Raw genomic sequence first — 20,139 nt, 5'->3', positions numbered from 1 at the left:
GACAGGCCGTACGCGTACCGCTGCGACCGCTCCTGAGGACAGGAGCTAGGGTGCTCGCTGTGCCGATCACAGGAGGATCATGAAGGCCGCTGTCGAACTGCCGACAACTCCTCTGAAACCGCTGCGTGTTGCCGCTTTCCGGCGATTCGTGCTCGCCAGTCTCGTCTCGGCGACCGGGTCCGCGATGGCTCCTCTCGCGCTCGCCTACGCGGTGATCGGACAGGGCGGAGGGGCCGGTTCGCTCGGCATCGTGCTGGCCACGAACTCGGTCCCGACGATCGTCCTCACCATCGCGGGCGGCGTCCTCGCGGACCGCCTGTCGCGCAGCCGGATCCTGTTTCTGGGCAACCTCCTGTCCGCGGCCGCGCAGGGGGTGCTCGCCCTGCTGGTGGCCACGCATCAGGCGACCACCGTTTCGATCGCCGCGTGCGGCTTCGTCTCGGGGATCGCCGTGGCCTTCACCGGTCCGGCCGCGACGGGCGTGGTGGGACAGCTCGTCGCGGCGGAGCACCTCCAGCAGGCCAATGCACTGGTCCGGCTGCCGAACAACGCCGTCAAGGTGCTCGGACCGGTCGTCGGAGGGCTGATCGTCGCGGTCGGCGGTCCGGCGTGGGCCCTGTCGTGGGATGCGCTCACCTTCCTGGTCGCGGCGCTCCTGTTGCTCGGTCTGCGGCTGGGCGCGCCGGTCACGACGGGGAGCGCGCTGGCCGACCTGCGGTCGGGGTGGTCCGGTTTCCGCTCCCGCACCTGGCTATGGACGTACACCGCCGCCGGGACCGTCGTGGTCGCCGCCTGGCTGGCAGGCTTTCAGCTCCTCGGCCCGGTCGTCGCCGAGGAGCACTACGAGGGGGCGCGTTCCTGGGGGCTCGTCCAGGGCGCGTTCGCGTTCGGGCTGCTGGCGGGGACGCTGGTGTGCCTGCGCTGGAAGCCGTACCGCCTACTGGCCGTTGCCATCATCACCGGCTGCGCCATCTGCCTGCCACCGATGGCGCTGGGCATGGGCCTGGCCCTGCCCTGGGTGCTGCTCAGTGCCGTGCTGGCGGGGATCGGGCTGGATGTCGCCATCGTGGCATGGACCACTGCACTCCAACAGCATGTTCCTCAGAAGGAGTTGGGGCGCATGAGCTCGTTCAACGGTGTCGGGGAACGCGTCGCGATTCCGCTCGGCTACCTCGTCACCGCATTCGCCGCACATGCCTGGGCCGACCGGTCCGTGCTCCTGGTCTGTGCCGGCGCCATCGTGGCCACCACGGTCCTCAACCTCTGCGTACGGGATGTGTACCGCGTCAATCGCGTCTGAGCGCACAAGCCGGTCCGAGGGGGCCACGGGGTCTGAGCGTGCAAGCGGGTACCGGGCAGCGCACCCGGCTGCGCGACCGGACCGGCCCGGAGTCGCCCGGCCGCTGCGCGACAAGGACGCCACCGACGAGGAATGACCGCCAACGGGCCGCACCAGCTCGCACAGCCGGACGGGAGGAACGTCCGGCCGCGCGAGCCGGTGCGGTATCCCGTTGCCCGAGGGCAGCAGGTCCCGCCGGTACCGCTCGTCGGCCTGCCGCACGAAAGCCTGGAGGGCCGAACGGGAAAGCGAGGAGTGGTGGCGGACCGACGTCGAGTTCGGCAGCGCCATCCAGGAGGCCCTCCCGTACCACTGGCTGAAGGTCCGCTGCCCGACGCCTCCCCCGGGCACCGGATTTGCGCCCAGCGAGCCGAGGGTGCCGCCCTCCATGGCCCAAGGGCTCAATCAGTCCGGCCTCCCACGCGCGGGTCGACCGGTGTGAGAACTCCGATCCGGTCCTCGATCGCCTGGGCCGCGCCCAGGCACAGGTCCTCCCGGAACGCGCGCCCGACGATCTGCACTCCGGAGGGGAGCCCGTCGACCATCCCGGTCGGTATGGCCACGCCGGGTACGCCTACGAAGCTGGTCACGGTGCACAGGCGCATTCCCGACCCGACCCGGTCCCGGCCTGACCTGTCACGCGACTCCAGCCCCGGCTCGACCGGTGGTTCGGTGAAGACCGGGCCGAGCAACAGCGGGTACTCGTCGAGGAATTCGGCCCATGAGCGACGAATGTTCATCCAGGTGCCCATCAACTTCATGAACTCGTCCGCGCTCGCGGGCGGGGTCTGCTCCATCGTCATCTCGATATAGCGGTCCCCGCCCTTGCCGAGCAGCTTGCGCACCACCGGCCAGGTCGGGGCGAACTCGGTGACAGTGATCCGGCCGTACGCCTCCATGGCCTCGTCCATCCGCGGTACGTCCTGCACCTCGCGCACGTCGTATCCGGCGTCGCGGAGCGCGTCGGCCGCGGTCGCGATGGCTCCGCGCACCGTGGGGTGGACGCCGTGCCCGCCGGGGTCCGCCACGACCGCGACCTTCACCGGCCCGGCGAGCGGCTCGCCGTAGGCGGGCACCGGCACGGCCCGTGGGTCTCGCGGATCGGTCCCGACCAGCACCTCGTAAGCAAGCCTGAGATCGCCCACGCACCGGGCCAGCGGGCCGTCGGTGACCAGCATCTGGGACGCCGGGCCGGGGTCGTCCGGGCCGAGAATGCGGTGGTCGGCGGGGAACCGGCCCGTGGACGGCTTCAGCCCGGCCACACCGCAGAACTGGGCCGGGACGCGCACCGACCCACCGGAGTCGTTGCCGAGCCCGAGCGCCGCCATGCCCGTGGCGACGGCCACGGCGTCGCCCCCGCTGGTGCCGCCCGGTGTCCGGCTGCTGTCCCACGGGTTGACCGTGTCGCCGAACAGCTCACTGCGCGTGTGCATCCCCGCCAGGATCAGGGTGGGCATGTTGCTGTGCCCGATGGGGATGGCCCCGGCCGCGCGCAGCCGTGCCACCGGGGGTGCGTCGGCCGGCGCCACCAGATCGCGGAAGCGCTCCGTACCGAACGTGGTCGGCACGCCTTCGACGGCGGTGCTCTCCTTCACCGTGAACGGCACGCCCGCGAGCGGCCCCAGCGCTCCACCGGCCGCCCGCCGACGGTCCATCCGTACCGCGGCCTCACGTGCGCGCTCCGCCAGGAGCTGAGTGACCGCGTTCACCTGGGGGTTGGCCTCGGCGATGCGATCCAGGTGACTGTCGATCAGCTCGAGAGCTGAGACTTCTGCGCTGCGCACGGCCTCCGCCTGCGCGGCGGCCGACATCTTCCACAGGGCGTCCTGCATGGCTCTTCCTTCCTCGTCCACGTTCCGATGCGCTTGCATCGGAACTCTACCCCTGGAACCGATACGTGCGCATCGAATAGACTGCGCTGCGAAGCGGAGCGCAGCGAGAAAGGGAGGCGACCGGGCATGCCCAGACAGGTGGATCACGTGAGCCGACGCCGCCTCATCGCCGAGGCCGTCTGCCGTCTGGCCGACGAACACGGGCTGGAGGGCGTCACCCTTCGCGATGTCGCCACCCGCGCACAGGTGTCGATGGGCGCCGTTCAGCGGTGCTTCCGCACCAAGGAAGAGATGCTCGTGTTCACTCTCGGGCACATCGGCGAGCGGATCGGCGAGCGCGTACAGGCCCGCCTTGTCAGGAGCCCGGCCCAGTCGGCGAGCACCGCCCTGGGACACGCGGCCACCGAGATCTCACTGCTCCGTGGAGAGCAGCGCGCCGAGGCCAGGGTCTGGCTCGCCTTCATCGCGCAAGCGGCTGTCAGCGAGGCGCTTGCAAGGACGCTGAAGGCGAACTACGCAACGCTGCAGGAGTCGTTCACCCGCCTCATCGCGGAAGCCGGCGAGGGCGCCGACTGCGCCGTGCCCCTTGATCCGCAACGCGAGGCCCGCACCCTTCTCGCCCTCGCGGACGGCCTCACCGCGCACGTCCTCGTCGGCCACCTCACCCCGCAGGAGGCACATGACGTCCTCCACGCGCACCTGGCCGGCCTCTGGGAGCGACCGGTCCGGCCTCCTCGCACCGCCCAGGACCTCCCCAACCGCCCGACCGCACTCTGACTCACCGTCCATCAACAGGCCCGCCCCGGCCTCTGCGAGGTGGGTCCGGAGCGAGTGGCGGTACTCGTGCAGGTTCCGTCCGGTTGTTCCTCGAGCCCCATCACCAAGCAGAACCGGTCGGGGTTCCACGGCACCGACCCCGACCCCGCACCCGCGCCGCCGCGGCGTGACCCGGATCGCGCTCACCGGCGCCGGGACCAGCCTCGGCGTGGAGTCCACCGACCGCGAGCAGGGCTACCGCGTCACGACGGCTACCGGCGCCATGACCGAAACGGACGCCGACGCCCACCACCACAGCTATCGAGAAGACCTCCCCCGCCTCGCCGAGACCGGCACCACCGCCGAGATCCTCAATCTGCCGTCCACTACCCGCTCCTGACCCCGCCCGGGGTCGATCCGGCAGCTCTACGCCGACCGGCCCGTAACAGGCCGCCCGGCCCCGCCCGGTCCCGGAACCGTGGCGGCAGGAACGGACGGGGCCGGAGCCGTCGACTCCCGTACGACCAGCCTCGGCCGGATGAGCAGCGAGCGCCCCGCTGCGGGGGCCGAGTCGATCCGCGCCCGCAGTTGCTGGAACGTCTCCGCGGCCATCTCCGGCAGCGGCTGGCGGACCGTCGTGAGCGGCGGTTCGAAGAGGTCGGCGAGGAGGATGTCGTCGAAGCCGACCACCGAGACGTCCTGTCCCGCGCTGTGTCCGGCATCCTTGGCGCCCCGGCAGATCCCGATCGCGCACATGTCGTTGATGGCGACGAACGCGGTGGGCGGGCGCAGCCCGCCGAGGAGTTCCCTGGCGGCGTTCCGCCCCAGTTCGGCGGCGTCCTTGTCACCGAACTCGGCGGTGTCGGCACCGGGCCAGACGATCGCGTCGGCCGGATCGAGGCCTGCTGCTTCCAGGGCGGACCGGAAGCCGCGCAGCCGCTCGCGGCGGTTGACGCTGTTCACCGAGCCGGAGACGAACGCCAGGCGGCGGTGGCCGAGTTCGATCAGATGACGGGTAGCGAGCTCGGCACCCATCGCGTTGTCGACGCTGATGGAGGCCAGCGACGGCGGGTCGCCCGCCTGTGCGGTGCGGTCGAAGGCGACCATCTTCAGTCCACGGCTGAGCAGCGGTGTCACATGGTCGAGCGAGGGAAGCGAGGAGCAGAGCACCACTCCGCTGACCCCGTCCGCGAGCAACTCCTCGCCGTACTTGAGCTCGCGGGCCGGATCGCGCTCGCTGTTGCAGAGCAGTACGTGATAGCCCTCGGCGAGCGCGATGGCCTCCAGCTCACGGGCGAGCGCCCCCCAGAACGGGTTGGCGACGGACGGCACGATGAGACCGATGACCTTGATGCGGCCCGTTCGCAGCATCCGGGCCGCGCGGTTGGGCCGGTAGCTGAGCTGCTCGATCACCTGCTCCACGCGCGCCAGCGTGGCCGCCTGCATACGGTCCGTACGCCCGTTGAGGACGTTGGAGACCGTGCTCGCGGAGACCCCTGCGGCCTCCGCGACCTGATGGATCGTTACCCCGCTCATGCCACCTCCGGTTCGGAACGCGTCTGACCTTACCAGTGTATCGATTTACTGAACTTGGTTCACCGGTACACCCGTTAACATCCCTGAAAATTCATGTGCATCAGCTGTTGACGTCTCTCTCGGGGCGTTCCTAGCATCAGTGCATCGATTTACCAGCGCTTCCCAGCCATGGCCGGGTTGTCATCGCTGGATCGATCCACAGTCTCCGCCTCAAAAGGGGTGTCCCATGGAACTCAAAAGACGGTCGCTGCTTGCTGCCATCGGCGCCGGCACCGCTGCCGCCGCCCTCAGTGCGTGCGGCACCGGCACTTCGACGGCAGGCTCCGCCGACGGCCCCGTCGAAGGCGAGATCACGCTACTCACCCCGATCTTCGAAGGCGCCGACGGCAAGGTGCTGTTGGAAAAGGAGATTCTCGGCGGGTTCCGGAAGAAGTACCCGGACGTCAAGGTGAACGTGGACTACACCACGTACGATCAGCTCAACGAGAAGATCACCACGGGGCTCGCGGGCGGTCTGCTGCCCGACGTGCTGATGATGGGCGTGGGCTGGATCCCGCCGTTCGCCGCGAAGAAGGCGATCGCGGAGCTGCCCGAGAAGTTCGCCACCGCGCACGACTACGAGAAGCGGGTCCTCGAACCGTCCCGGTACGACGGCAAGTTGTACGCACTGCCCGTAGTCCTCGACACCCGCATCGTCGTTTACCGCAAGGACCACTTCGCCGAGGCCGGGATCAAGAAGACCCCGGCGAACTGGGCCGAACTGCGCGCCGTGGCCAAGCAGCTGACCGCGGACGGCCGGATCGGGTTCGACCCGTTCTCCATCAATCTGCGCCAGTGCTGGGAGACCTTTCTCTTCGCCAACGGTGGCCAGCTGTTCAGCGAGGACGGCAAGAAGGTGCTGTTCACCGACGCCCGCGGGGTCGAGGCTCTGCAGTTCTTCAAGGACCTGATCAAGGACGGCTCCGCCGTCTACGCCAAGAAGACGGACACCGGCGCCCCGACCAACGTACAGACCGGCAAGGCGTCGATGATGATGACCACCAGTGGGCTGTGGAGCCAGGTCGGCGAACAGACGCCGGACCTGATCAAGGACGACAAGCTCGGGGCGTTCATCCTCGCCAACCGCAAGCCCGCGATGCTCCAGGGCGGCACGCTCGTCACCCAGTCGGCCAGTTCCAAGCACCCGGCAGCGGCCCGTGCCCTCGTCGAGTACCTCGCGACGCCCGAGTCGATCCTCGGTGCGGCCAAGCAGCGAGGATCGGTTCCCGGACTGAAGGACCTCAGCGACTCCAGCTATGTGAAGGAGAACAAGTTCGTCGATCTCTCCCTGCAGAGCATGGGCGACGCATGTTCGGAGGGCGGCACCGCTGCCTGGATGGAGATCCGCGAAAAGATCAAGCCCACCCTGGAGCCCGCGATCGTGGGCAACCAGTCCGCGAAGGACGCCATCGCGGAACTCGGCCGGCTCGCCGAGGCCGCCATCGGCCGGATGTAAGGACCCGTCACTGTGGGAGCGACATCCGCATTGAAAGCACGGCCCGCGCCGCCTCCTTCCCCGTCCGGGCCCCCGGTCGCGAAGAAGCGCACCGGTCGCACACCGACGGGACCGGGGCGCCGCAGGCAACGCGCCGGCATGCTCATGGTGGCGCCCGCGCTGCTGCATGCCTCGCTCTGGATCGGCCTGCCGGTCGTCGCATCGGTGGTTCTGGCCTTCACGAAGTACGACGTGCTGACGGCGCCGCAGTTCGTGGGCCTGGACAACTTCCGGGAGATGATGGGCGATGCGGTCTTCCGCAAGTCCATCGTCAACACCGTCGTCTACACCTTCTTCACCGTGCCGTTCGGCATGATGCTGGGGCTGCTCGTGGCCCTGGCGTTGCACACCGGCCTCAAGGCACGGGGCATCTTCCGTACCGCGGTCTTCCTGCCGCAGGTCACGGCGACCGTCGCGATCGCGCTGGTCTGGCTGTGGATCTACAACCCGGGCAACGGGCTGCTGAACACACTGCTCTCGCTCCTCGGGATCGACGGTCCGGCCTGGCTCGCCTCGACCTCGTGGGCGATGCCGTCAGTGATCCTGGTCGGTATCTGGCAGGGCATCGGCATGAAGATGCTCATCTACCTGGCCGCGCTGCAGTCCCTGCCGAAGGAGCTGTACGAGGCGGCTTCGGTGGACGGCGCGACCAAGGTGCGGCAGTTCTTCTCGATCACGCTGCCGCTGCTGAAGCCCGCGACGTTCTTCGTGCTCATCACGTCGATGATCAGCGCGTTCCAGTCGTTCGACCAGATCTACATCCTGACCGACGGCGGCCCGGCCAACAGCACCACGATGATGACGTATGAGATCTACAAGTCCGCCTTCCGGGAGTTCCGCGTCGGCTACGCCTGCGCGCAGTCACTGGTGCTGTTCGTACTGCTGATGGGCTTCACCCTGGTCAACCGGCGGATCATGGGAGGCACCCGTGGCCACAACTGAGCTGCAAAGGCCCGGGGTTACGGAGAAGGCCCGGCCCCTGACGAAGGGCAAGCCGCTCTCCGTCAACCGGATCGCGCTCTATCTGACCCTGTCCGTCGTCTCACTGATGATGGTGGTGCCGTTCGTCTGGATGGTGATCACATCGCTCAAGTCGCCGGTGGAGATCGCCTCGCAGGATGCCGGACTCCTCCCGGAACACTGGGAGTTCGGGAACTACGTCGAAGCGCTGAAGGCGGCGCCGTTCGCGACGTACGCGCGCAACAGCTTCATCATCGCGTTCAGCCACACCCTCATCAATGTGGTGGTGGCGTCGATGGCCGGGTACGCACTGGCCCGGATCAGGTTCCGCGGCAGTGAGGTCATCTTCTACGCCTTCGTCGCCGCGCTGATGATCCCGACGTACACCAAGGTCCTGCCCGAGTTCCTGATCGTCCGCTTCATGCCGCTGGCCGGCGGGAACGACATCTTCGGCCAGGGCGGCAGCGGCTGGCTGGACTCCTGGTGGGCGCTCATCGTTCCGGGCGCCGTCACCCCGTTCGCGGTCTTCCTCTTCCGCCAGTTCTATCTCGATCTTCCGGTGGAGCTGGAGGAAGCGGCCAGGCTCGACGGTCTCGGTGAGTTCCGGATCTACGCCCGGATCATGACGCCGCAGGTCAAGCCCGCGCTCACCACGGTGGCGCTGCTGACCTTCGAGTCGTCGTGGAACAACTTCCTCTGGCCGCTGCTGGTGACCCGTACGGACAGCCTGCGAGTGATCCAGGTCGGGCTCTCCGTCTTCAAGACGGAGAACGGCCCCCAGTGGCACTTCCTGATGGCCGGCACCACGCTGGCCACCCTTCCCATGGTCATTCTCTTCCTCATCGGCCAGCGCTACTTCGTGCAGGGCTTCGCAACCGCCGGTCTCAAGTGACCGGTTCCGGTCCGAGCGGCCGGTCACCGAAAGGTTTTTTCTCCATGTCTGCTGATCTCAACGGCTCCCGCGCACTGGTGACGGGGGCGGGCCACGGTATCGGCCGCGCCATCGCCGTCGCCCTCGCCGAGGCGGGCGCCGATGTCGCCGTCCACTACCACTCCTCCGCCGACGAGGCCGCGAGGACGGTCTCCGCGATCGAGGCGCTCGGCCGCAGGGCAAAGGCGTTCAAGGCTGATGTCACCGTGACCGACGACGTGGACCGGCTCGTCGAGGAGGCGGCCGGCTTCCTCGACGGGCTGGACGTCCTCGTCTGCAACGCGGGCCATCTGATCGGCCGGGCCACGATCGCGGAGATGTCCGACGACCACTTCGAGCAGGTTGTCTCCACGAATCTGACGTCGACGTTCCGTACCGTGCGGGCCGCGCTGCCGCATCTGACGAAGTCGTCGGCCGGGCGCATCATCACCATGTCCTCGCTGGCCGCGCACAACGGCGGCGGCCCCGGTTCGGTCGCCTACGCGGCGGCAAAGGCCGGTGTCCGCGGCTTCACCAAGGGCCTGGCCAAGGAGCTCGGCGGTACCGGCATCACGGTCAACACCGTGGCGCCGGGCTTCATCAAGGGCACCGCGTTCCACGACACCTTCACGGCGCCCGAGGCGCAGCAGGCGATGGAGGCGGGCATCCCGGTCGGCCGGGCCGGCACCCCGCAGGACGTCGCCGCGGCGGTCGTCCATCTGGCGTCGCCGTCGTCCGGCTTCCTCACCGCCACCACGGTGGACATCGACGGTGGCGTGTGGCCGCGTTGAGGGGAATCGCCCGGGAGCGCGGCGGCTGGTGGCACGCGTACGTCTGCCCGGCGCACGGCGTGGAACTCGACCACGGTGATCTGCTCGCCGGGGTGTTCCCGGCGGGCGGTGCGCGCTGTGCCTACGGCTGCCGGGTGGACGACGAGGCGGTGCGCGGTGCCTGGCTGGTGCTGTCGCACCAGGCGTGGGCGCGGCATCTGAGGGTGCTCGCCCACCGGGGCGAGCGCGCTCAGGCGGTGGCGCGGCTCGTCGAGTACGCGGGTCTGTACGCGTCGCTCGCCACCGAGCGGCACGGCGAGGCGCAACGCTGGATGCTGCGCGGCCGGCTCTTCCACCAGGCGCTGACCGACGCCATCTGGGCGGTCAGCATCGGGCACACGGTGATCACGCTCGCCGAACAGTCCACCGATGGCCTGGCAGGCGTGCTGCCGCTCCTCGACGCACTGGAGCAGGCCGCTCTCGACGCCCGGGACGTGCTGACCGGACAGGGCGATCTCGCCTCCAACTACACCGCGTGGCTCAACGCCGCCGGTGTGGCGGCGAGTCGGGGCGCCGCCGCGGCGCGTGGCCTGGAGTGGGACGGTGGCAAGCGGTGGCTGGAGGGCGACCACGGGCTGTACGCACATCTGCGCGTCGCGGTCGCCGATGACGGCTGGGAGTGGGAGGGCAGCACTTATTACCATGGGTTCGTGCTGCGGGCCGCGCTGCTCGCGCTGCGGGGCACCGACCCGGCGGCCGTGCCGTCCGATGTGGTGGGTGTGCTGGCCGGGATGACGGACGTGCTCGCGGCGATCGCCACGTCCGGCGGTATCCTGCCCGCGCTGCACGACGGCCCGTATCTGCGCGGTCCGCTCGCCTTGGAGTGGCTCGAACTCGTGGCTCTGTCACAGCAGTTGAGTCCCTCCCCCGCACTCGACGCGGTGGCCGCGCGAGCCCGCGCCGAACTCGGCGCGCAGGACGACGGGCTCGACCGCGAGCTGGGCGGCTGGTTCGCGGGACCACCACTGCCTCAGCGTCCGGCGCCCGATCCCGTCACGGTGTTCCCGACGGCCGGATACGCAGTGCTGCACCACGCGGGCGTCCACGCGCTGCTGGACTTCGGTCCGCACGGCGGCTCGCACGGGCACCGCGACAAGCTGTCGCTCTATCTGTACGGGGACAGCACGCCGTGGCAGCCCGATCCTGGTCAAGTTCCCTACGCGCACGCCGAGTTCCGTGATCTGTACGCATCGACCGAGGCGCATCCCGCGTTCCGGGTGGACGGTGCCGAACAGGCCGAGTGCGCCGGGCGGTTGCTCGGCTCGGACAGCTCGTCCGTCACGGCCGAGGTGACGGCGGCGTACCAGGGTGTGCGTGCGGTACGGCAGGTCGCGCTCGGCGACAGCTATCTGGTCGATCTGCTGACCGTGCGCGCCGAGGACGCGCGGCGGTTCACCGCGCAGTTGCGTCCCGGTGTCGCGCTGGACATCCAGCTCCAGGCCGCGGGTCCGGTTCGCACCACGTGGTACGGCGACGAGACCCTGCACGGCTGGCACACCCACACGCCGGCGCGGACGGTGCGCCCGGTCACGCGGCCCGGCCCCGGTCCGGCCGACGATCCGCAGCGCACGCGTACCCGGGTCGACTTCACCGCGGAGGCGGAACGGATCACCTTCGCCTCGGTGTATCAGGCGGCGTCGGCGGGCCCTGCCGTGACCGATGTACGACTGGACGGTGACGGGGTGCTGACGGTCGCGCTGGCCGACGGCGGCACCGCACGGTTTCGGACGGAGGACTGACCCTTGTTGCTCTCGGCGACCCCGCCGCCCGGCCCACGCCCCGCGCAGGAGGCGCGGCTGTACGAGGAGGCCGCCCGCCACCGCGGGCTGACCCCGCCCCGTACGCACCCTCTGGCCAGCATCACGTGGCTGGGCCCGGCTGCCTCCAACCCGGCGCTGGCCTACCGGGTCGGCGGTGATCCGGCCCATCTGGCGGAGAGCCGCCGCTGGATCGAGGCCGCGGTGCGGCTGCCGCACTGGGGCAAGGCCCATATGCCGGACCGCGATCTGGACGCCGGCTGGCTGCTGCACCATCTGTCTCTCGCGTACCGGTGGATCGGCGACGATCTGCCGGACGGGGTGCGGGCGCTGCTGCGGTACAAGCTGCTGCTCCAGGGGCGGCGGATGTACGAGTACGCGGTGGCGAGCGAGGGCGGCTGGTGGTCGTCGTCGTACTGGCAGAACCACAACTGGATCTGTTACGCGGGTCTGGCGACGGCCGGATATGTGCTGGGCAAGGAGGAGTGGACCGAGCGCGCCAAGGACAATCTCGGCACGGTCCTCGACGTGATGCCCGAGGACGGTTCGCACGCCGAGGGTGTCGTGTACTGGCGCTACGGTGTGCCCTTCCTCGCCATCCATCTGGATCTCCTCCAGGAGGCGGAGGGCATCGACTGGTGGGGGCGGGGCGGTTTCCTCTCCCGTACCTTCGACTACCGGCTGCACCAGATGGCCCCCGGCTTCGCGTTCAACGTCGACCACGGCGACTGTCACGACCGGCGCAGTGGGCACAGCGCGGGGCTGTACTACCGTCTCGCGGCGCAGTACGGCATCCCGGAGGCGCAGTGGTTGGGTGATCTCTCCTCGGGTGAACTGCTGTGGCAGGAGGCGGCGGAGAGCGGGGTGCGGCCGGGGATCCTGCCGGAGGCGTATCTCGAATACCTCTGGTACGACCCGTCCGTGGCCGGTGCCCGCCCCACCGCGACGAGGGCGTTCTTCCCTGATCTGGGTCTGCTGGCGGCCCGTACCGGATGGGACGACGACGCGACACTCGTCTCGTTCAAGGCAAGCCCCGGCGGGGGCCACAGGGCGTGGGAGACATCGGCGAAGCACCGGGCCGAGCGGGGCTGGGAGACCCTCGACCAGGGGCACCACCACCCCGATTCGGGCTCGTTCGTGCTGGTCTCGCAGGGGGCGTTCCTCGCGGTCGACGAGGGCTACAGCAACCGTAAGCGGGCCGCGCACCACAATCTGCTGCTGGTGGACGGACAGGGGTACGCGGACGAGGACCGCTACCACGTCTACAAGGACATCCCGTACGAGCGGCAGGCCCGGCAGCGTGACGTGCTGGTCTCCCCCGACTCCGGCTGGGCGCATGCCACTGCGGAGATCGCCGCGATGTACGACCCGGCGCTGAGGGTGCGGCGGCTGGACCGGACGCTGGTGTTCACCCCGTCGGGGCGGCTCGTACTGCTGGACCTGGCGGAGGCGGACGCGGAGCGGGAGTGGACGTTCCTGCTCCAGACCGACCGGCCGACCGAGCCTCGGCCGGACGGCGGCCGGCTGATCCGGTCGGGGGCGGCCTCGGCACTGGTGCGGCAGTTCGCGCCGTCCGACACCACGGTCGTCTCCGAGGCCACCGAGGTCGAGGCCAATCCGACGTCCAGCACGCCGGAGTTGCGTATCACCCGCACGCTGCACACGCTGCGTGCCACGACCGCGCGGTCGGCCCACGGCCTCTTTCTCACGGCGATCGTCCCGGACGTGGATCCGGACACCGAACCGACCGCAGTGAAGCGGGTCGTGTGCGCGCAGGGCGAGGGGGTCGCCTTCGGCGAGGAGACCGTGCTCCTCTCCCCCGTCGCCCGTCGCATCCGTACCGGCGCTGTCTCGGCCGACGCGGCGGCGGTACTGCTCGGCGGCGACGGGTCGGCCCCGTATGTGGTGGCGGCGACCCGGCTGGAGCGGGACGGTCGCGCGCTGCTCGACGTCGCGGAACCGTACACAGGAAAGGTCGGCTGACCATGCGGGCAACCCTCTCGTCCGGCTGGCCGACGCTGCTGCGCCGGCTGGAGTTCGTGGCCTACCCGGCCGCCGCCGGAGCCGCGTTCGCCGTGCTGTCCCTCGGTGTCGTGACCTGGCTGCCCGCGCTCGCCGCGATGGGACACGCCCTGCAGCGGTGGCGGGCCGACGGCGACAGCCGTTGCTTCATCCACACGTTCACCGCCTTCCCGCAATACTGGCGGACCCTGTGGCGCCACTGTCTGGCGTCCACCGCTGCGGGACTCGTCCTGAGCGCCAACATCGTTTATTTGCCGGGTCGTTCGGAGCCGTGGACGTTCGTGCTGCTCGCCGCGCAGGTGGGCATCGCGGCCGTGCTGGTCATCCATCATGTGGCGCTCGCGGCCGAGGCGGGACGGTCGCCGCACGGCACGGTCCGCACCTGGTCGCGCGGCGCGCTGGGCCTCGGCTTCGGGTCCGCGGCCCGTGGCACCGCACTGCTCGGCGCGGTGATCTCCGCCGCGCTGCTCTCCCTCGTCGTACCGCTGGGGCCCCTGCTCCTCGGCCCCAGCATCCCCGTACTGCTCGCTCTGTCCTTCGCAGATCCCAGGAGGCACACCCCATGAGCCGTGTACTACGCACCACTCTCGTCGCCGCGCTCGCGGCGAGCGCCCCGCTCGCCTTCCCGCCGCCGTCCGTGGCCGCCGAGGCCGCCACCGCGTACTACGTGTCGCCGTCCGGCAGCGACTCCAACGCCGGTACGTCGGTGAGCGCCCCGCTCGCCACGATCCAGAAGGCCGTCGATCTGGCGCCGACAGGCTCGGTGGTGAACCTCGCCGCCGGTACGTACAAGCAGGACGTCGTGACCAAGCGCGCCGGAGTCACCCTCACCGGCCCGTCGAACGCCGTCGTGAAGGGGGCCGGCGACGCCCGGATCATTCAGGTGCAGCACGACTCGACGACGCTCAGCGGTTTCACCGTGGACGGGCTGCACGGGTCGTCCACCGATGTGTCGGGGTACCGCCTCAAACTCATCTATGTCATGAGCACGACTCCAGGTAATGGTGTGGGCGGGCTGCGCATCTCCGGGATGACACTGAAGAACGCCGCCGACGAATGCCTGCGGGTGCGCTATCTGGTGACCGGCGCCGACATCTCCGGCAACACGATCACCAACTGCGGGGTCAGCGACTTCAGGTTCGGCGGCGGCGGCAAGAACGGCGAGGGCATCTACCTCGGTACCGCCCCCGAGCAGCAGGGGGCGAACGGCGCCCCGGACGCGGCCCCCGACATCAGCAGGAACAACCGCATCCACCACAACACCATCGCCACCCAGGGCAATGAGTGCGTCGACGTGAAGGAGAACTCGACCAACAACTACGTCGAGTACAACGACTGCAGCGGTCAGAAGGACGCCGGCTCCGGTGGGCTGGACGCGCGCGGCAGCGGCAATATCTTCCGCTACAACACCATTCACGACAACGTCGGCGCGGGCATCCGGCTCGGCGGCGACACCGCGACCGACGGCATCGACACCGGTGTCTACGGCAACACCATCACCGGTAACGCGGGCGGCGGCATCAAGTTCATGCGCACCCCGCAGGGCCCGGTGTGCACCAACACGATGAGCGGCAACACCGGTGGCGACGCGGTCGGCACCTACGGCAGCGACTACACGCCGACCGGTGCGTGCCCCCGGTGAGCGAGCGGGGACCCGCGAGACGCGGGGTACTGACGGCGGCGGCCGGGCTGGCGGCGGTCGCCGCGACGGCGCCGGGGGCACAGGCCACCGAGGCGTCGAACACTGGCATGGGCCGATCGCGCTGGACGACGTCCTGGGCGACCGCGCAGACCGCGCCGACCGCCACCGACGCGGTGGCGAGCGCCGGGCTGACCAACGGCACGTTCACCGCCGACGTACGGCTGTCGGCGGGTGGAACGGTTCGGCTGCGCTACGGGCACGCCTTCGGCACGGTTCCGGTCCTGATCGGCCCTGTGACGGCGGCCGGTCGGCCGGTGACGTTCGGCGGGCGGGCGCAGGCGTGGATCGCCGCGGGTGCCTCGCTGACCAGTGACCCGGTCGCCGGTCTGCGTACCGCCGAAGGGGCGGCTCTGACGGTGGAGACCCGACTCCCCGGCCCCACCGGGCCGCTGTCCTTCCACCGCAACACCCATGCCTCGCACACCGTCGACGGCGTGCGCACCACATCGGTGTTCCTGCTGACGGGTGTCGAGGTGACGGGTGCGCACGGGCCGGTGATCGCGGTGCTCGGCGACTCCATCGCGGAGGGCGTCGGCACACCCGACGACGCCGATCTGCGCTGGCCCGACCAACTGGCCAGGCGCCTTCCCGGTGCGGCTGTCGCCAATCTCGGCATCAGCGGCAACCGGGTGCTGCTGGACGACGCCCGATTCGGGCCGAGCGGACAGGCACGCTTCGACCGCGATGTGCTGTCGCTTCCGGGGCTGCGGACCGTACTCGTCCATCTCGGCGTCAACGACCTCCAGCAGCCACCGAGCCAGACAGATCCGGCGCAGGTCCTTGCCGGGTACCGACAGCTGGTGCTTCGCGCCCGTAACGCCGGGCTGCGGGTCGTCGGCGCGACCATCACCCCGTTCGGAGGCTGGAGCCGCTGGACGCCGGAGCTGGAAGCGGTACGGCAGCAGGTCAACGCGGCGGTACGGACCGGACGGGTCTTCGACGCCGTGGCCGACTTCGACGCTGCCCTGCGCGACCCGGAACGCCCGTCGCGAATGCTGCCCGCGTACGACAGCGGCGACGGACTGCACCCCAACCCCGCCGGTCATGCCGCGCTGGCCGCGGCCGTCGACCGCCGACACCTTCTGTGAGGGCCGCATCATGAACCCAGCAACCACCCCGGGCGCCACCCGGCGCACCGTTCTCGTCGGGGCGGCGGCCATCGGCGCGGCCGCCGCCCTGCCGCTCGCGCTCACCACCACCGCCGCCGCGCACGCGGCAGGTGCGGACACCGCCGCCTCCCTGCGCACCCGCTGGCACACCCTGCTCACCGGCGGCCCGGGTCTCGACCTGACGGACCCGCAGATCGCCGCGGCCGTGGCCAGGATCGGCAAGGCCGCCACCACCTCGGCGAAGGGCCTCGACCCGACCCGTACCGACGGGCTTTTCCCCGATCTGACCAGCACCACGCTCTCCAACCACGTCACGACATCGTTCAAGCGACTCGCCACGGTCGCGACCGCGTGGGCCGTGCCCGGCACCGCTCAGTACGGTGACACCGCGCTGCGGGATCTGCTGCTGGCCGGCCTCGACTGGATGCTGACGAACCGCTACGGCCCCGGCCATACCAGGTTCGACAACGACTGGGACTGGGAGATCGGCTCCGCACTCGCCCTCAACGACACGGCCGTGCTGCTGTACGACGCGCTCGGGACGGAGCGGCTGGGCCGGATCACCACCGCCGTACGGCACTACACGCCCGACCCGAATCTCTGGCGGGCCGACCGGCAGATCGCCACCGGCGCCAACCGGGTGTGGATCTCCACCGTCGTCGCCGTCAACGCCGTGCTCACCGACAACGGTGACGATCTGGCCCGGGTCCGCGACGCTCTTTCGGACGTCGAGGGTTCGGGCGCCAACAGCGTCCTCGCCTTCAACGACACCAGCGCCGCGGCGGAAGGAACCGGTGAGGGCTTCTACTCCGACGGCTCGTTCCTCCAGCACTACAAGCACCCGTACAACGGCGGGTACGGCAAGGAGCTGCTGAACAACCTCTCCCGCCTGCTGAACCTGCTCGCCGGTACGGCGTGGACGGTCACCGACCCCGACCTCGACAACGTCCGCAGCTGGGTCGACGACGGCTTCGACCCGCTGCTGGCCCGCGGCGATGTGATGGCGTCGGTGTGCGGGCGCGAGATCGCCCGCCCCAGCAAGCAGGGCCACGTCTCGGCGCAGACGGTCATCGAGGCCGTGGTACGGCTGATCCCGAGCTTCCCCGGCGAGACGGCCGAGCGGTTCACCGCCCTGGTCAAGCAGTGGATCGCCGAGGACACCTACCGGGACTTCCTGGCCGTCACCGACCTCGCCTCGCTCGTCGCCGCCCAGCGGATCATCGCCTCGCCGGTCCCGGCACGCGGCCCGCTGGTCACGCACAAGCAGCACCCGCGGATGGACAAGGCGGCGCACCACCGGCCGTCCTTCGCGCTCGGCATCTCCGCGTACTCGTCCCGGATCTACAACTACGAGTCGATCCAGAACGAGAATCTGCACGCCTGGCACCTCTCCGACGGCATGGTCCTGCTCTACACGGACGACCTCGGGCACTACAGCGAGGACTACTGGCCGACCGTCGACCCGGCCAGGCTGCCCGGCACCACCGTCATCGCCGGACGGCCCGCGGACGCGGCGGGGCAGCGCACCACCAGCACGGCTGACTGGGCCGGCGGCACGGCACTGCCGGGCACCACGCTCGGTGCGTACGGCATGGAGCTGCGCGCGTACGGAAGTTCGCTGCACGGGCTGAAGAGCTGGTTCTGCCTGGACGATGTGATCGCCTGTGTCGGCTCGGGCATCACCTCCGATGCGGGCACGGCCGAGACGATCGTGGAGAACCGGAAGCTCCGCGACCCGAGGGCGGCCCTGCTCGTCAACGGCACGGCCGCGCCCACGGACACCGGCTGGTCGGCAAAGCTCGACAAAGTGCGGTGGCTCCATGTCGCCGGGACCGGCGGCTACGTCTTCCCCGAGCCCGCCACACTGCACGGTTTGCGCGAGGACCGCACCGCGACCTGGCGCGAGATCAACCTCAAGTACGGCACGGACACCCCGGTCATCCGCCCGTATCTGACGCTGTGGCAGGACCACGGCAGCGCGCCGCGCGGCGCCGGCTACTTCTGGCTGCAGGCCCCGGCGGCCTCCGCCGAGCGTACGAAACAGTGGTCGTCCGCGCCGCCGGTGAAGGCCATCGCCCGCTCCACCGCCGTGCACGCGGTACGCCGCTGCGCGGACGGGCTGCTCGCGGCGAACTTCTGGACCGCGGGCACCGCGCAGGAGCTGACGTCGGACGGCCCGGCTTCGGTGCTCGTACGCCCGGACGGCAAGACGGTGCGCGTCTCGGTCTCCGACCCGACGCAGCTGCGGTCCTCCGTCGTGCTGGACCTGGCGCAGCGCGGTCTGAGCGTCGTCTCCGCCGATCCGGGAATCAGCGCCGTACCCGCCGGGAAGGGCATCCGGATCACCGCCGACACCGCTGGATGCCACGGTGCCACCCTCGGCCTCACTCTGAAGAGGAGCTAGACCCTTGCTGTTCGACATGGATCTGGACCGGCTGCGCGAGTACCGGCCGCAGCCGGAGGAGCCGGCCGACTTCGACGCCTTCTGGGAGAAGACCCTCACCGAGACGGCCCGCCACGCGCTGGACGCCGGGTTCGTCCCGTACGACGCCGGTTTCGCGACCGTCGACGTGTTCGACGTGACGTTCCGGGGCTGGGGCGGGCAGCCGGTGAAGGCGTGGCTGATGCTGCCGAAGGCACGCTCGGGTCCGCTGCCCGCCGTGGTGCAGTACATCGGCTACAACGGCGGCCGGGGCATTCCGTACTCATGGCTGACCTGGAGCGCACTCGGGTACGCGCATCTGGTCATGGACAACCGGGGCCAGGGTGGTGGCGGCAAGAACACCGCGGACACCCCGGACATCGGCCCGGACGGGCACGGCTCGTCCTCCCCCGGTTTCCTGACCCGGGGCATCGAGGACCCGTACCGCCACTACTACCGGCGGCTGATCACGGACGCGGTGCGGGCGGTGGACGCGGCGCGGGCCCATGAGGCGGTGGACGCCTCACGGGTGGCGGTGCTCGGCGGCAGCCAGGGCGGCGGGCTGGCGCTCGCCGTGGCCGGGCTGCGGGACGACGTCGTGGCGGCCGTCGCCGATGTGCCGTTCCTCTGCCACTACCGGCGCGCCTCGCAGATCACGGACTCCGGACCGTACGCGGAGATCGCCCGCTGGCTGTCCGGGCACCGCTTCCGGATCGACGAGGCGATGGAGACGCTGTCCTACTTCGACGGGGTCAACTTCGCGGCGCGGGCGACCGCCCCGGCGTGGTTCTCGGTCGGTCTGATGGACCGGATCTGCCCGTCGTCCACGGTGTTCGCCGCGTATCACCGGTATGCGGGTCCGGCCGAGATCGAGGTGTTCACGTACAACGGGCACGAGGGCGGCGCGGAGTACGACCTGCCGCGCAAGCGCGACGCGCTGCGCGGCGTGTTCGGCCGGTAGCGGCGACGGTCACCGGCCCAGCGCCGCCATCGCGGCGTTGTGGCCGGGGACCCCGCTGACCCCGCCGCCGCGTACGGCACCCGCCCCGCACAGCAGCACATTGGCGTGCGCCGTCTCCACGCCCCACCGGCCGGTGGATTCGGCGGCGTACGGGAACGCGAGGTCCCGGTGGAAGATGTGGCCGCCGGGCAGCCGAAGGTCCTGTTCGAGGTCGAGCGGAGTCTTCGCCTCGATGCACGGTTCGCCGTTCTCGTCGCGGGCCAGGCAGTCGGTGACCGGCTCGTCCAGGTGCGCGTCGAGTTCGGCGAGCGTGGCCGTGAGCAGTTCGGCGCGCGTCGCCGCGTTGTCGGCGGCGAACAGCCGGGCGGGGGTGTGCAGACCGAAGAGGGTGAGGGTCTGGTAGCCGCGGGCGGCGAGGCCGGGTCCGAGGATCGACGGGTCGGTCAGTGAGTGACAGTAGATCTCGGAC

At 70.3% G+C, this 20,139-nt stretch carries 16 protein-coding genes and 1 pseudogene; 14 read left to right on the top strand and 3 right to left on the bottom strand.

Annotated elements, in window-relative coordinates; genetic code table 11:
• Nucleotides 1–79: 79 nt before the first annotated feature.
• A complete protein-coding gene (locus tag ACFU8Q_RS15795; protein WP_384453362.1) occupies nucleotides 80–1,300 on the top strand; it encodes an MFS transporter in 1,221 nt (406 codons plus the stop codon).
• A gap of 440 nt (nucleotides 1,301–1,740) precedes the next feature.
• Here the strand turns inward: ACFU8Q_RS15795 and ACFU8Q_RS15790 are convergent, their stop codons facing one another.
• Nucleotides 1,741–3,171: an amidase gene (locus tag ACFU8Q_RS15790; protein WP_384453359.1), complete on the bottom strand. Its 1,431-nt coding sequence runs from the start codon at nucleotides 3,169–3,171 to the stop codon at nucleotides 1,741–1,743.
• Between the two features lie 126 nt (nucleotides 3,172–3,297).
• Between ACFU8Q_RS15790 and ACFU8Q_RS15785 the strand changes: the two genes are divergently transcribed.
• On the top strand, nucleotides 3,298–3,948 hold the full coding sequence (locus tag ACFU8Q_RS15785) for a TetR/AcrR family transcriptional regulator (RefSeq protein WP_384453356.1): 651 nt from the start codon (nucleotides 3,298–3,300) through the stop codon (nucleotides 3,946–3,948).
• Nucleotides 3,949–4,114: 166 nt separating this feature from the next.
• A complete protein-coding gene (locus ACFU8Q_RS15780) occupies nucleotides 4,115–4,327 on the top strand; it encodes an isochorismatase (RefSeq protein ID WP_384453354.1) in 213 nt (70 codons plus the stop codon).
• A 26-nt stretch (nucleotides 4,328–4,353) separates the two neighbouring features.
• Here ACFU8Q_RS15780 and ACFU8Q_RS15775 read toward each other — a convergent pair whose 3' ends face one another.
• A complete protein-coding gene (locus ACFU8Q_RS15775; protein ID WP_384453351.1) occupies nucleotides 4,354–5,463 on the bottom strand; it encodes a LacI family DNA-binding transcriptional regulator in 1,110 nt (369 codons plus the stop codon).
• 226 nt (nucleotides 5,464–5,689) lie between these two features.
• On the opposite strand from ACFU8Q_RS15775, the gene ACFU8Q_RS15770 reads away from it, so the two are divergent.
• From ACFU8Q_RS15770 to ACFU8Q_RS15720, 11 genes are all read left to right on the top strand, one after another.
• Nucleotides 5,690–6,958, top strand: a complete 1,269-nt coding sequence (locus ACFU8Q_RS15770; protein ID WP_384453348.1) for an ABC transporter substrate-binding protein — start codon at nucleotides 5,690–5,692, stop codon at nucleotides 6,956–6,958.
• A gap of 138 nt (nucleotides 6,959–7,096) precedes the next feature.
• Nucleotides 7,097–7,939, top strand: coding sequence for a carbohydrate ABC transporter permease (locus tag ACFU8Q_RS15765; RefSeq protein ID WP_384453345.1), 843 nt, complete (start codon nucleotides 7,097–7,099; stop codon nucleotides 7,937–7,939).
• Nucleotides 7,926–8,849, top strand: coding sequence for a carbohydrate ABC transporter permease (locus tag ACFU8Q_RS15760; protein WP_384453342.1), 924 nt, complete (start codon nucleotides 7,926–7,928; stop codon nucleotides 8,847–8,849). The genes ACFU8Q_RS15765 and ACFU8Q_RS15760 overlap by 14 nt, the downstream gene beginning before the upstream one ends.
• A 44-nt stretch (nucleotides 8,850–8,893) precedes the next feature.
• Entirely contained in the window at nucleotides 8,894–9,658 is a 765-nt protein-coding gene (locus ACFU8Q_RS15755; protein ID WP_384453339.1) for an SDR family NAD(P)-dependent oxidoreductase, read from the top strand.
• Complete coding sequence (locus ACFU8Q_RS15750; protein WP_384453336.1) at nucleotides 9,646–11,436, top strand: heparinase II/III family protein; 1,791 nt, start codon at nucleotides 9,646–9,648, stop codon at nucleotides 11,434–11,436. Before ACFU8Q_RS15755 ends, ACFU8Q_RS15750 begins: the two co-directional genes overlap by 13 nt.
• Nucleotides 11,437–11,439: 3 nt before the next feature.
• Nucleotides 11,440–13,437 carry a hypothetical protein gene (locus ACFU8Q_RS15745; protein ID WP_384453333.1) on the top strand — a complete coding sequence of 666 codons (1,998 nt, stop codon included), beginning with the start codon at nucleotides 11,440–11,442 and terminating at the stop codon, nucleotides 13,435–13,437.
• A 2-nt stretch (nucleotides 13,438–13,439) separates the two neighbouring features.
• Entirely contained in the window at nucleotides 13,440–14,042 is a 603-nt protein-coding gene (locus ACFU8Q_RS15740) for a hypothetical protein (RefSeq protein WP_384453330.1), read from the top strand.
• Nucleotides 14,039–15,118 carry a DUF1565 domain-containing protein gene (locus ACFU8Q_RS15735; protein WP_384453327.1) on the top strand — a complete coding sequence of 360 codons (1,080 nt, stop codon included), beginning with the start codon at nucleotides 14,039–14,041 and terminating at the stop codon, nucleotides 15,116–15,118. Before ACFU8Q_RS15740 ends, ACFU8Q_RS15735 begins: the two co-directional genes overlap by 4 nt.
• Complete coding sequence (locus ACFU8Q_RS15730) at nucleotides 15,115–16,266, top strand: SGNH/GDSL hydrolase family protein (protein WP_384453324.1); 1,152 nt, start codon at nucleotides 15,115–15,117, stop codon at nucleotides 16,264–16,266. Before ACFU8Q_RS15735 ends, ACFU8Q_RS15730 begins: the two co-directional genes overlap by 4 nt.
• A gap of 10 nt (nucleotides 16,267–16,276) precedes the next feature.
• Nucleotides 16,277–18,691: a polysaccharide lyase 8 family protein gene (locus ACFU8Q_RS15725; RefSeq protein WP_384453321.1), complete on the top strand. Its 2,415-nt coding sequence runs from the start codon at nucleotides 16,277–16,279 to the stop codon at nucleotides 18,689–18,691.
• A gap of 4 nt (nucleotides 18,692–18,695) precedes the next feature.
• Complete coding sequence (locus ACFU8Q_RS15720; protein WP_384453318.1) at nucleotides 18,696–19,670, top strand: acetylxylan esterase; 975 nt, start codon at nucleotides 18,696–18,698, stop codon at nucleotides 19,668–19,670.
• Between the two features lie 9 nt (nucleotides 19,671–19,679).
• Here the strand turns inward: ACFU8Q_RS15720 and ACFU8Q_RS15715 are convergent.
• A pseudogene (locus tag ACFU8Q_RS15715) lies at nucleotides 19,680–20,139 on the bottom strand (FAD-dependent oxidoreductase); the annotation flags it as partial.

Source organism: Streptomyces sp. NPDC057543, assembly GCF_042801895.1.
Lineage (GTDB): Bacteria > Actinomycetota > Actinomycetes > Streptomycetales > Streptomycetaceae > Streptomyces.
Note: the sequence above shows the minus strand (reverse complement) of the source record. Positions and strands in the feature narration are given on the sequence as shown.

Bases quoted from the DNA above. Each gene is read 5' to 3' on its own strand.
- ACFU8Q_RS15770 (WP_384453348.1), top strand. From the start codon at position 5,690: ATGGAACTCAAAAGACGGTCGCTGCTTGCTGCCATCGGCGCCGGCACC.
- ACFU8Q_RS15755 (WP_384453339.1), top strand. From the start codon at position 8,894: ATGTCTGCTGATCTCAACGGCTCCCGCGCACTGGTGACGGGGGCGGGC.
- ACFU8Q_RS15740 (WP_384453330.1), top strand. From the start codon at position 13,440: ATGCGGGCAACCCTCTCGTCCGGCTGGCCGACGCTGCTGCGCCGGCTG.
- ACFU8Q_RS15735 (WP_384453327.1), top strand. From the start codon at position 14,039: ATGAGCCGTGTACTACGCACCACTCTCGTCGCCGCGCTCGCGGCGAGC.
- ACFU8Q_RS15765 (WP_384453345.1), top strand. From the start codon at position 7,097: ATGCTCATGGTGGCGCCCGCGCTGCTGCATGCCTCGCTCTGGATCGGC.
- ACFU8Q_RS15785 (WP_384453356.1), top strand. From the start codon at position 3,298: ATGCCCAGACAGGTGGATCACGTGAGCCGACGCCGCCTCATCGCCGAG.
- ACFU8Q_RS15775 (WP_384453351.1), bottom strand. From the start codon at position 5,463: ATGAGCGGGGTAACGATCCATCAGGTCGCGGAGGCCGCAGGGGTCTCC.
- ACFU8Q_RS15790 (WP_384453359.1), bottom strand. From the start codon at position 3,171: ATGCAGGACGCCCTGTGGAAGATGTCGGCCGCCGCGCAGGCGGAGGCC.
- ACFU8Q_RS15725 (WP_384453321.1), top strand. From the start codon at position 16,277: ATGAACCCAGCAACCACCCCGGGCGCCACCCGGCGCACCGTTCTCGTC.
- ACFU8Q_RS15795 (WP_384453362.1), top strand. From the start codon at position 80: ATGAAGGCCGCTGTCGAACTGCCGACAACTCCTCTGAAACCGCTGCGT.